The 12,188-nt window shown below is 50.4% G+C and carries 11 protein-coding genes and 1 tRNA gene; 8 read left to right on the top strand and 4 right to left on the bottom strand.

The window, feature by feature from the left end:
- Nucleotides 1–14 precede the first annotated feature (14 nt).
- The 4 genes from EFB08_RS18705 to EFB08_RS18720 form a co-directional block, all read right to left on the bottom strand.
- Entirely contained in the window at nucleotides 15–716 is a 702-nt protein-coding gene (locus EFB08_RS18705) for a recombinase family protein (protein WP_123128486.1), read from the bottom strand.
- A 107-nt stretch (nucleotides 717–823) separates the two neighbouring features.
- Nucleotides 824–1,792, bottom strand: a complete 969-nt coding sequence (locus tag EFB08_RS18710) for a hypothetical protein (RefSeq protein ID WP_123128487.1) — start codon at nucleotides 1,790–1,792, stop codon at nucleotides 824–826.
- A gap of 209 nt (nucleotides 1,793–2,001) precedes the next feature.
- A tRNA-Met gene (locus EFB08_RS18715) sits at nucleotides 2,002–2,078 on the bottom strand.
- Between the two features lie 62 nt (nucleotides 2,079–2,140).
- On the bottom strand, nucleotides 2,141–3,937 hold the full coding sequence (locus tag EFB08_RS18720) for a BamA/OMP85 family outer membrane protein (protein ID WP_125077801.1): 1,797 nt from the start codon (nucleotides 3,935–3,937) through the stop codon (nucleotides 2,141–2,143).
- 85 nt (nucleotides 3,938–4,022) lie between these two features.
- Between EFB08_RS18720 and hemW the strand changes: the two genes are divergently transcribed.
- The 8 genes from hemW to EFB08_RS18760 all read left to right on the top strand — a co-directional run bounded on the left by hemW (nucleotide 4,023) and on the right by EFB08_RS18760 (nucleotide 12,110).
- Nucleotides 4,023–5,162: a radical SAM family heme chaperone HemW gene (gene hemW / locus EFB08_RS18725; RefSeq protein ID WP_123128489.1), complete on the top strand. Its 1,140-nt coding sequence runs from the start codon at nucleotides 4,023–4,025 to the stop codon at nucleotides 5,160–5,162.
- Nucleotides 5,163–5,390: 228 nt separating this feature from the next.
- Nucleotides 5,391–6,065, top strand: coding sequence for a hypothetical protein (locus tag EFB08_RS18730; protein ID WP_125077802.1), 675 nt, complete (start codon nucleotides 5,391–5,393; stop codon nucleotides 6,063–6,065).
- A 190-nt stretch (nucleotides 6,066–6,255) separates the two neighbouring features.
- Nucleotides 6,256–7,380, top strand: a complete 1,125-nt coding sequence (locus tag EFB08_RS18735; RefSeq protein WP_227006409.1) for an MBL fold metallo-hydrolase — start codon at nucleotides 6,256–6,258, stop codon at nucleotides 7,378–7,380.
- 141 nt (nucleotides 7,381–7,521) lie between these two features.
- On the top strand, nucleotides 7,522–7,839 hold the full coding sequence (locus EFB08_RS18740) for a hypothetical protein (protein ID WP_123128492.1): 318 nt from the start codon (nucleotides 7,522–7,524) through the stop codon (nucleotides 7,837–7,839).
- Between the two features lie 159 nt (nucleotides 7,840–7,998).
- Entirely contained in the window at nucleotides 7,999–9,096 is a 1,098-nt protein-coding gene (locus EFB08_RS18745; RefSeq protein WP_123128493.1) for an SGNH/GDSL hydrolase family protein, read from the top strand.
- A gap of 26 nt (nucleotides 9,097–9,122) precedes the next feature.
- The gene (locus tag EFB08_RS18750) at nucleotides 9,123–9,695 is read left to right on the top strand and encodes a pentapeptide repeat-containing protein (RefSeq protein ID WP_123128494.1); all 573 of its coding nucleotides are present in this window, start codon (nucleotides 9,123–9,125) and stop codon (nucleotides 9,693–9,695) included.
- A gap of 94 nt (nucleotides 9,696–9,789) precedes the next feature.
- Entirely contained in the window at nucleotides 9,790–10,650 is an 861-nt protein-coding gene (locus EFB08_RS18755) for a LytR/AlgR family response regulator transcription factor (RefSeq protein ID WP_123128495.1), read from the top strand.
- 131 nt (nucleotides 10,651–10,781) lie between these two features.
- Nucleotides 10,782–12,110 (top strand): TraB/GumN family protein, encoded by a 1,329-nt coding sequence (locus tag EFB08_RS18760; protein WP_123128496.1) that lies wholly within the window; start codon nucleotides 10,782–10,784, stop codon nucleotides 12,108–12,110.
- Nucleotides 12,111–12,188: the final 78 nt, after the last annotated feature.

Genomic DNA, 12,188 nt, shown 5'->3' on the forward strand with positions numbered 1-12,188 from the left:
ATTTTAAATTTAAATTATTTAACGGATTGGATTAGCTGCTTCGTCTCGGCTTCAATTCTGGAAGTCCTAGTGTAAAGCTTGTGTACTGAACTTAGGCCAAACTTCTTGCCCCTGCTTGTAAGGTAGCCTAGTTCATTCAGCTTGCTAACGATCTGGGGGAAGGATTTGCCCTCTGCCCTTGCGCTTAGGATTAGGTGTACGGCTTGTTTGTTTTCCTTGCTGTTGGCGGCGTTGGATTGGCGTACTTTTAGACCTTGCAGCCTTGCCTCTTCTGTAAGATTTGCAGGTGTTCCCAATATATGGCCTTGGGCTTTCTTGGCGTTCAGCGCAGCCTTTGTGCGGCTACTAATTAATTCCCTTTCATGTTGGGCAAGCACGGCAAAAATACCTATTGTCAAGGTGTTGGCGTCGGGCATGTCTGCGCAGACGAATTCTACTCCGGAATCTTTCAGGGCGAAGATGAAGGAAGCGTTTCTGCTTAGTCTGTCAAGTTTGGCAATCACTAAAACAGAGCCTGTAGTCTTGGCATGAGAAATAGCCAACATAAGCTGTGGCCTAGCATCCCTTTTACCAGATTCAATCTCTGTGTACTCTAAAACTACACAGGTATCACATTTCAGAAAGGCCTTTACCGCCATCTTCTGGGCATCTAAGCCTAATCCGCTTAGGCCTTGCTTTTGGGTACTTACCCTATAATATGCCACGTATGTTTTCATCTTTTCCTATACACTTTGACTATATAGTAAAGATAAGATATGCCTTTCACTTTTACAAACGTTCAATTAAAAGAGTGAAAGCATGCAAACGAAGGATAAACTAAGACTTAGTTATTCTTTAATTTTTCAATCCAAGCTATGGCCTTGTTGATTGCTTCTAAATTGAATAAATAATCTGCACCGTCCATTGGGTCAAATGACATTGAGTCACCTTCCCCAATCATCATTATGTTATCAACAATATCTTCAAATGGCTTGGTGGGGAAGGGAAGTGCAACGCCAAATCTTCTAATCTTAGAATTGGTCTTTAAGGGGAAGATGGGATAAACACTTTCAAGCCCTTTTTTGATAGAGAAATGAACACCTTCATGCTGTTCCAGAAAGGTTGATTGTTCAGTCCAGAACTCTTCTGGATACACATTTAAGCTTGGGTTTAAAAGCTGTTCCCGCACCTTATTGTAAACACTGTCAAGAATAAAGGTATAACCAAATTTTGCAAATGTTAGAATATAGGCTGTTTTCAACAAGGCAATACCAAATACCCTTTTTTCAACTCTAGATTTTTTGCGGATTAAATTAACAATGCCGCCAAAACTCTCATCCTTCAAGGAGGCAATATAATCTTCTAAGACCTGTGGGTTGTTATACCTTTTATCATGAGTTATCTTGATTTCACCATTACTCTCTACCTTGACATAACCAGTTACCGTTTTTCCTTCATTTTCCATAGTCACCTTTTGAGTTGTATATGGCAGAAACTCACTAGCATCTAGTTCTCGCAACCTATCGGATAAATGGAAATCAACTTCATGCCCACAAGTATTGTTGCAACTTTTGCAAGTCAAAGCTATTTGGCTACCACCCAAAGATTTGGGAGGGGCATCTTCCAAAGTAAGCCTATTTCTAGATTTCTCTTCAAGTGCTTGTTCTGGAAAATGCTCCAAGCAAATAGGGCAGATGTATGTCTTAGGAAACTGTAATTCTAAATCTGGAAGAAAACCATTTGATTTGAGAAAATTAAGGTGACTAGAAAACCTATCAAAAAGTAATTTTCTCTTGTTGTCGTTTCTACTCATTTGCGGGTTTAAAATTTAGTTAAGGAATTTGCCTTGTTGTAAAACTTAGGTAGGTCGCCTTGGCAGGCAGAAGGTTTCAAATTCTTGATGCAAACTTTGTATCTTTATCCAGAACCACCAAGCACATAATCGAAATGTCACCTATTTGGTCACCTGTAAAACGAAAAAACCCTTGTAAGTTTTTAGCTTACAAGGGTTTATCTTACTATTGGGTAGCGGGAACAGGACTCGAACCTGTGACCTTTGGGTTATGAGCCCAACGAGCTACCAACTGCTCCATCCCGCACTGTTTGTAATACAAATGTAGGGGCTTTTTCTATTCGCTCCAAACACTTTGTGAAAGTTTTTCTAAAAACGGCCCGTAATCCCGAAATGAATCTTACCTCTGGAGAGGCTAAAACCTTCCTGAGACGTTCTCCCCACCGAGTAAACTAGCTGAAACACACCGGCTCCCGTTGAAAAGCTGATACCCCCGCCCACCCCGCTGGCCCACTGAATATTTTTTTCACGTTGAAGGTCGCGGCGCAGATATCCCTGGTCATACAGGAGGAAAACGTACGAATCTTGCCCGGTATACAACCGATACTCCAGCGTACTGATGGCATACGATGAGGCATAAAAGGCATAATCATCGAAGCCCCGCAGCGAAGCCAGGCCGCCTAGCCGGAACAATTCATTTAAGTACAGGCGCTGGTTCACCAAGGCTTCAGCACGAAGGCGGGTAAGCACTACTGCATTTTTTGAGACAGGCCAGTACCGTTCTACCCGTCCGGCCAGGGAAAGCTGACTGGTTTTCATCTGCAGGGTGTCATAGTAACTGGCTTCTACCCGCGCATTGCGCTGCACCCGTTTGTTGCCCACGGCTCCCTGGAAATAAGCCTGGGTTCCCCTTCTAGGAAAATATAGATCATCTAAGTTACCCCAGGCATACGCGACCCCATACGACGTGAAGTTGGCATCAATGGCCGAGGAATCTGAGCGGCGCTGCCGAAGGGCCTCCGGTGAAAGCAGTTGTGACCTGACCACCTCGGCAAAGAAGGTGACGCGGCTGGTGGTAGACAAAGGGTAGGCGATTTCCAGACGCGGGCGCAGGTTTAGGAAAGACGTATCCTGCTTGTAAAGATGAAACAACCCGGCCACCTCAAACGGGGAGTTAAAGAAGTGGGGGTGACGGTACTCCACATCCAGAATCTGGGAGTTGCGTTCCACTTTGCGCCAATGCAGGCCAATCTGCTTCCCGCTGCCCCGCAGGTTGCGCACCTGAAGGTTCACCTCGCCGGTGATCAACAGTTTGGCGTCCGAAGAATTGGGATCAGGCAGAAATCCGATGATGCCGTCAAATTGGTTTGCTTTTTTCTCATCAAGGAAGAAGTACACGCGGGCCTGGTTTTTGGCAAACAGAACCTGAGGTTCTCCTGTGATGCGCACAAACGGCAACTGCCGGAGGGCACGAAGGGCTTCTTCTATGCGCTGGAGGGAATACGGCTGCCCCGGAGCTAGTTGGGTATAGCGATATAGGGTTCGTAACTGCATGCGGCTGCTGCCGATGATCTGAACCGAGTCAATGACCATTAAAGGACCGCGCGCTACCCGCAGCACCCCGCTGATAGAATCATTGTACAGGCGCAGGGAGTCAATGTGCACGGAAGCATAGGGGAAGCCGCTGTTCTCGGTCTCACGCAGCAGGGCCTGTTGCAGTTGGGCGAACTCGGCGGGCCGGAAAGGCTGCCCGCTGTAGAGTTTCTCCCGGAAGCCCACTTTCTCCAGCAGCCCTTCGCCCACGTTTCCGTTTTTAAGCGACGCCCAATGAAACGGCCGGCCCACGTACACGTGCAGCCACAGAGAATCCTGCCGCTGGCGCAGGCTGTCAATGGAGGCGGTGAGGTAACCTTCTTCCTGCACACGGGCCAGCCAATTGCGCAAGTCTTGTTGCAAACCTAAAGAATCACGGGCGGCGAATTTAGGCTGTAGGCGTTGCCAGATCTTGATGGCCTCGGGGTCAGGTGACAACACGTTGACCACTAGTTTCCGGTCCTGCGCCTGCCCCGGGTTGGCCCAGAACAGCAAACCCAGGAACAGCCCCAGAATTGCGTATCTTTGCAGGACATTGTTTTGGCACGGACGGGAACTAGACCTCCTCTTCATTGTTTCTAAAGGTACGGCACGCGCTTCAATTAACGCCACCGCCTATTTCATTTACCTCTAACGCTTTCCACAGCCCTTTTATATTTTGGCCGGAATTTATCTTCATATCCCTTTCTGCAAACAAGCCTGCCACTACTGCGATTTCCATTTCAGTACGTCTATGGGCCTCAAGGAGCAGGTGCTACAAGCCATGCACCACGAACTAGAACTGCAGAAGTCTTACCTGAACGGCGAGGTTATCAACACCATTTACTTCGGCGGAGGTACGCCTTCCATTTTATCGGTAACCGAACTGAACGGCCTTTTAGAGGCCATTTACGCAAAACATACGGTAAACCCAGCCGCCGAGATTACCTTGGAAGCCAACCCAGACGACCTCACCCCTGAGAAACTACAGGCCCTGCGCCAGACCCGCATCAACCGGTTGAGCATTGGCGTGCAGTCGTTCCATGATCCGCATCTGCAGTTGATGAACCGTCCCCATACCGCCGTCGAGGCTGTTGACTGCATCAGAATGGCGCAGGAACTGGGCTTTGACAACATCTCTCTGGATCTAATCTACGGCATCCCGGCCGAGGATGCCACCTTGTGGGAGGAAGACCTGACCAAGGCTTTCGCCTTGAACGTGCAGCACCTTTCCTGCTACGCGCTCACCATTGAGCCCAACACCGTCTTCGGGAACCGGGTGCGCAAAGGTACCTTCTCGCCCGCCGATGAAGAACGCGTGGCCCGCCAGTTTGAGGTACTCATGACTCAGGCCAAGGCCCATGGCTTCCTGCACTACGAGATCTCCAACTTCTGCCAGCCGGGTTTTGAAAGCAAGCACAACAGCAGTTACTGGAAACAGGTGCCGTACCTGGGCTTAGGGCCCAGTGCCCATTCCTTTAACGGGGTGAGCCGCCAGTTCAACATCGCCCACAACCCTAAATACGTACAGGCCCTGGAAGCCGGGCAACTGCCTTGCACCGTAGAAGAACTCTCGATAGAAGACCGCGTGAACGAGTACGTCATGACCACCCTGCGCACCAGTTGGGGCTGTGACACGGCGTATATTCAAGAGAAATGGGGCATTGACCTGGTAGCCCTGCACGCACCGTACCTGCAGAAAATTGAAACACAGGGATTGCTGCGGAAAGACCAGCACGTACTGGTGCTCACCGAGGCCGGTAAACTGCTCGCCGATGAAATTGCCCTGGATCTTTTTTTACTTAAGGAAGAAGCGTAGAAGCTGCTCCAGGCGGTGGAAAGCAAGGTTGGTTTTAAAAATTAACTGATCGGTAAAGTTCTGTTTTTAAGCCGTATTTCATAAATCGGCTTGAAAACGGAAAGGTTGTTACCTGCTAAAGGAAAACCTTCGCTGCAGAAGGGAGTAAACTTCCAAGGAGGTTATAGTATGGGACTTTAATCCTATATTTAATGAACCTTCCTTGATTTCTATTAACCTTCCTTCCTCATGAAAAAATTCAGCCTTTCTTTCAGATTAATGACACTGCTCCTGTGCAGTTTCCTGGTTGCTTCCTGCGGCAATGATGACGAAGAGGAAGTAGCTCCTCTTGACAATCAGATAGAGTATGAAAACAACCGGTACGCCCTTACGGTTGGTCTTTCGTTTGATCTTGGCCCCATTGGTTTTGTAGAAAACAGTAACACCCACTACGCCCAGGCTTTCATCATAGCTGACACCGCCACCGCAACCCAGGACCCTAACATGTACTTGGAACTTTACCTGTTTTCATCCGGTGCCACGGCCTTCAAGACCGGCACTTTTGAGTTCGCTGATTTGAGCAATGAAACAAGTGAAGAAGCCGCCGAGGCCAAATACCAAGGCAAAAACTTCTTCATAGAATCTTTCTTTTACAAGGATGCGAACGATGACCAAGAGTTCGATGAGGATACCGAGACTTTCAGCATTACCGGCGGAACTGTCACCATCTCCGGGACTCCCTCTAATTACACCATTGAATGCGATGTACAATTGGAAAACAACCAGGGTCTGAAAGCGCATTACTCCGGCGATATCGTTCCTATTTCCACAGATCCAGATGACGACGATGCCACTGCCCAGATGAGAAAGGCTCCTAAAGCGATGCCGTTCAAATTTAAGACTCCTGCGTTTATAAACCAGTAGCACCAATTGACAGCCGATCTGCTGTTTAATTATTTGGGCTTTCCTTCTTACATCCTCTGTTTTAAGGCTACTTTCGCGGAAAGACCCTTAAAACAGAGGATTTTTTCTGGCCGATACTTTCCCGGACGAAACCGTTCACTGAAAACCTTTTGGGCCTTTAAAGGTATCTGCGTTAGTTGCTTACCAGACAATGAAAAAATTTATGTACATCCTGCTCTCGCTCCTAGCCACGGTTGCTCTTGGAGGCACGCTCTTTCTGGCCTTTGCGCCGCAGTTTGGGGCATCGGCCCAAGGCCAAAGCCTGGAGCGCATTCATAAGTCCAAAAACTACCGTGATGGCAAGTTCCAGAACACATCTCACACGCCTATGATGGATGAGTCGCCGTTCCTGGACAAGGTGAAGATCTTCGCTAAGTTCATTGGCGGCACCCAGGGCGCCACTCCTTCTGAGGAACTGCCTATGGCTCCTTTAAAGAAAGAAGATTTTGCAGGCACGCCGGGCGCCGGGGTAAGGATCACGTGGTTTGGACACTCGGCGGTACTGCTGGAGGTGAACGGCAAGCGCATCTTCGCAGACCCCATGCTGGGCCAACGCGCCTCGCCGGTGTCCTTCATCGGGAGTAAGCGGTTTAATGAGAAACTGCCCCTTGCCATAGAAGACCTGCCGCCGCTGGACGTTGTGCTGTTGTCGCATGACCATTATGACCACCTAGACCGCGGCACCATCCTGAAACTGAAAGGCAAGACCCGGCACTTCATCGTTCCGCTGGGAGTGGCGGCGCATTTGCAGCGCTGGGGCGTAGACAGCACCAAGATCACCGAACTGGACTGGTGGGAAACCACCGATTTTGAAGGCCTGTTCCTGGCTTCCACACCTGCCCGCCACTTCTCGGGCCGGGGCCTGAACGACCGCGACAAGACGTTGTGGTGTTCCTGGGTGCTCAAAAGCGGCGACCAGTCCATTTACTTCGGCGGAGACTCGGGGTATGACACGCACTTCAAGCAGATTGGCGAAAAATACGGTCCGTTTGACTTGACCTTGCTGGAGTGCGGCCAGTACAACGAAGCCTGGAAATACATCCACATGATGCCGGAACAAACCGCCCAGGCGCACCTTGATTTGAAAGGCAAGGTGTTGATGGCTACCCACTGGGGCGCTTTCTCGCTGGCCCTGCATCACTGGAAGGAACCCATTGAACGCTTGTCAAAAGCCGTGCAGCAGCATAACATCCAACTGGCCACTCCGCTCATCGGGCAACCCTGGAGTTTGCAGTCAGAACGGCCGCAGACGCAGTGGTGGAAAGGCGTGGAGTAGAAAGCTGGAACAGACAACACGCAGAGGTAGCAGATCGTAAAAAGGGAGTAAGGATTTCATTGTGAGAGAAACGTTTGTTTCAGGGCTTTTTTGTGAAAAACAGGCCAGAAATGAGTTTACAGGAAACTAACTTTTCTAACCATGGAACTATTAACTAACCCCAATCGCTTTGCGCCTGTGCCTGGTAGGCATAGAGGGCAGTTTCCCTTCTTCGGTGCTATTTTTGCCATCTTGCTCTTCTTGTTCGTGGCCGGGGTTCTGTATTTCACCCATATAACAGACTTTTCTTCCCCGGAAGTGACATCCGCTGGAAAGATGGAGAATCAGCCTACCCTGCAAAACACAAGAGTTGAGGCTTTGGTGGCAGGCACCTCTATTGTAACTACCGCTAACCTGGTCAACCATCCCGTGTTTGCGCCGCTTCTGAAGCAACAGCCTACTGCTGTTTCCTTCAGGTAAGGCTTAGCGGCATGGATGACGATAACACAAACCCATGGTTTTGGTTTGCATGAAAGCAGAAGGGTAGGAAACAGGATTTCTTTAAAGCGTGCTTTGAAACGCAACTAGTTCTCAGCATCTTTACCGGCATCTGTTTCTACCCCTCAATTGCTCTCTTGTATGCGTTCTAACGCCTTCTTCCGCTTGCCGGCTTTTCTGGTTGTACTGCTTTGGGTGACTGGTTGCGCCACCCAGAAAAGCATCTCCGTTTCACCCCAGGATACGCAAGTGGCGTACGTGGGGCGGGTAGGGAAACCATCGCCGGAGGCAACGGAACTGTACTGGTCGGGCACGTCGGCGAAGCTGAATTTTGAGGGTACTTCGGTGAAAGCGCGCCTGAAAGACAGCAGCGGAAAAAGCTACTTCAACGTGATCATTGACGGCGACAGCATCTCGGTGATACGCCCAGACACGGCCGTTAAAGAATACGTCTTGGCATCTGGGCTGAAACCCGGCAAGCATACGGTGGAGCTTTTCAAACGCACTGAGTGGGATAAAGGCACGACCACGTTTTACGGCTTCCTTCTGGAAAACGGGGGTAAAACGCTGCCGCCGGCTGCGCCGAAAACCCGCAGGATTGAGTTCTACGGCAACTCCATCACGGCTGGCTACGCTGTGGAAGACTTCTCGGGCAAAGACAATCCGGAGGGCATGAACACAAACCATTACGTGAGCTACGCCGCCCTCACTGCGCGCTTCTTTGACGCGGAGCACACCTGCATCTGCAAAAGCGGCATCGGCATTACGGTGAGCTGGGAGCCTAACATCATGCCCGATATCTATGATCGCCTGAACCCGTCTGACACGGGCAGCAAATGGGACTTCTCACAGAATCAACCCGATGTGGTGGTGATCAACCTCTTCCAGAACGATTCCTGGATTGTGAACCTGCCGGAGAATGCCCAGTTCAAGCGGCGCTTCGGGAGCACCAAACCCACGGAGGAATTCCTGATCTCGGCGTACCAGAACTTCGTGAAGAACATCAGAAGCAAATACCCCAACGCGCACATCATCGCTATGCTAGGTAACATGGACATCACGCGGGCTGGCTCGCCGTGGCCGGGCTACGTGGAGAAAGCCGTGTCCGGTTTGCAGGACGGGAAAATTTACACTTTGTTTGCGCCTTACAAAGACACGCCCGGCCACCCGCGGGTGGAGGAGCAGCAGGCCATTGCCAACCAGCTCATCAAGTTCATGCAAGAGAAGCTGAACTGGTAAGTCTTAGCAGTCAATCCTTTTATTTTATGCAAGAAACGCTGCACCAGAACAAGACGTTTGACCAGCTCAACTACACCGGCAAAGGCGTATCTGGGCGGGAGTTTGAGGAATGCACGTTTACCAACTGCGATTTTTCCGGTACCAACCTCTCCAACAACAGTTTCACCGATTGCCGCTTTGAAGACTGCAACCTGAGCAATGTCCAGTTGGGCCATTCCAAGCTGCACGATGTCACCTTCACCAACTGCAAACTGGTGGGCGTGGATTTCAGCCACTGCCATGATTTCCTGTTTGCGGTGCGGTTCAACCGCTGCTCCCTGGATTACACCTACTTTGGGAAAAAGAACCTCAAAAAGACCGTTTTCGAGGGCTGCAGCATCAAGGAAGCCAACTTCACTGACTCTGATTTAACCCAGGCTGCCTTCCTGGACTGCGATCTGGCCCGAACCGTTTTCCAGCGCAGCAACCTGGAGAAAGCAGATTTTAGAACAGCCTACAACTACACGCTGGACCCCGAGCTTAACCGCATCAAAAAGGCGAAGTTCTCGGTGCAAGGGGCGCTGGGCTTGTTGGCTAAGTATGACATTGACGTGAAGTAGAAGCTACTCAGGCTGTTCCACGGGGAAAAGGAAAATTTGCTTACATTTAGTACCGGCATCTTCTCCAGAACAAGTTCTTCGTCCGCAAACCACTATGCTTTCCTTCTTTCGGCAGCCTTATCCGCTCAGCGAGCTTACGCTACCCAAATCTGTTTTCCATTCGCTGCTGTTTGGGAGTATCATCGCTTTCTCGCTTATCGTTTTCCAGCCGTTTGGGTCATATAACTGGCACCATCCGTCCAAGAACCCTATTTTGGCAGGTTATGGAGTGGTCGCGGCGATCTCGGTTTTCCTTAATTTCTACGCCTTCCGGCGGATGTTGCCCTGGCTTTTCAGGGAACCCTCCTGGAACGTGGGCAAAGAGATTGCCTGGAACTTGATTCACTTTGTGACGGGTGGATTTCTGTGCACCGTGTATGGCTCTTTGACCGGAGTAATGCCGTTTACCCTGAACCAGATTCTCTACATGTCCATGGTGGCTTTTCTAATGGGGCTGGTACCGGCGGTGCTGCTGGTCTTGATCAATTACGTGTACCTGCTCCGGAAATACAGACCTTTGACGCCCGCCGACAAGGAAGACACACCTGCCCCGGTTGCAAGCAGCGTTCCAGACGAGCTGGTATTGGTGGCCGAAAACGAGAAAGACACGTTGCGGCTCCCGGCCCGGGAATTGCTGTTCATTGAGGCCAGCGACAATTACTGCACCGTTTTCTGGGTGAAAGAAGGAAAACCCACCAAAACCTTGCTCCGCAGCAGCCTGAGCCGTCTGGAAAACCAAATCACCAGTCCTGGCATTTCCCGGTGCCACCGGTCATATCTGGTTAATCTGGAACGGGTGCAGACAGTATCGGGCAATGCGCAGGGGTACAAGCTCCACTTTGAAGGCCTGGACTTGGTGGTGCCCGTGGCCCGGTCGTATTCCGGGTTGGTGCGGGAGACGTTTGTGGCCGCCTGATCGCCCCAACGGCCCAACCATTCGCCCCAAAATCTGCCTGCAGCCCCAAAGAGGCGGCATTCTGCCCCAACATTCAGCGGCGTATTTTTCAGGCTTCTACTTTTGACGAAACGATCCACACTTCCTTCGTCATGAAAAAAATCCTGAAAAGAATTGCCCTGTTTGTGTTACTCACCCCGGTGGTGTTGCTGGTTTTAGTTTTCGTTGTGTATGGCATTTATGCCTTGCTGGCGGTAGGCGGCGAGAGCAGTCCGCACCAAGCGTATCTGCTGAAACACAAACAAGAAGTGAACCTGCAAGAGAGCAGCCCTACTTTCCCCATCTTTGACAGCGCCTTCTACCAAAAGCAGATTTTCTTTTTAGGCGAAGCACACGGTACCGCTGCACCGCAAGCCCTGGACTTCGCCTTACTCCAACACCTGAATCAGCGCGTGGGCCTGCGCCATTACCTGGCCGAGGTGGATTACAGCCAAGCCTATTTCCTGAACCAATACCTACGCTCTGGCGATGAACGTCACCTACAGACCGTTTTCCAGTTCTGGGTCAAACACAATGCCCAATGGGGAAACCAGAATTTCTATGACAAAATCAAAAAGATCAGAGCCCTGAACCAAACGTTACCAGCAGATCAGCAAATCAACGTCCTGGGCGTTGACCGCCTGCAGGATTTAGAGGCTACCCATTTATTCCTCAAGGAAATCGTGGGCAAACTCCCCGAGAAGGTTCTGCAAGACGCTGCTTTCTCTGTCTTGCAAGAGATCGTTTCTACTGATACCCTGAAAGAGGAAACGCTTTCGTCTATGGCTGCCCAATTACTCCCAACGCTTTCCAATGAAGGTTTTACAAAGGCTATCCCTGAAGACATCCGGTTTGATTTGCAGCACACCTTGCAGAACATCGCCTACTATAAAGATCAATCGCGTAGGGACAGCGTCATGCACCTTAATCTGAATACTGTGGTGAAAGCGCGGCATCTGGAGGAGGCTAAGCTGTACGGCATGTGGGGTTTGTTTCATACGTTGCCGGTAGAGTTGGAGCGAGGCGTGCCGTTTGCCTTTTACCTGCAAAAAGAAAACTCGCCTTTCAGAGGCAAGACAGTTTCCATTGGCGTGTACACCATCGATAGCGAGAACATGATGCCTGCCGCTTCTCTGCCTGGGTTTCTGAGCAAAGGCGAACGCTACGTGAACAGCACGCTGGCTAACAACGATGGGCCCATGGTGTTTGTGAACGGCATCAAAGACCTGCGAGCCACCAGCCGCGAGAACTCCCTCACCCTATTCAAAACCGATGCCCCTGATTCGCCCTACCAAACCTCTTCCCGGCTGGCCAGCATCAAGGTTTTGTTCCCCAACCAAAGTATTGCGTTTGCGGGAGAGAACCCGCGGGTAACGCAGGTTTTCCAGTACGTGTGTCTTGTGCGCAACTCGCCGGCACTTACCCCCTTGCCGTTGCTGTAATTACTGAAAGCATGGGGTAACTACCCTAAATGAACCGCAAAAGGAAAAAACCCTTTCCTTTTGCGGTTTTAGCCTTAT

The sequence above is a fragment of the Rufibacter latericius genome, assembly GCF_003721515.1.
Taxonomy (GTDB): domain Bacteria; phylum Bacteroidota; class Bacteroidia; order Cytophagales; family Hymenobacteraceae; genus Nibribacter; species Nibribacter latericius.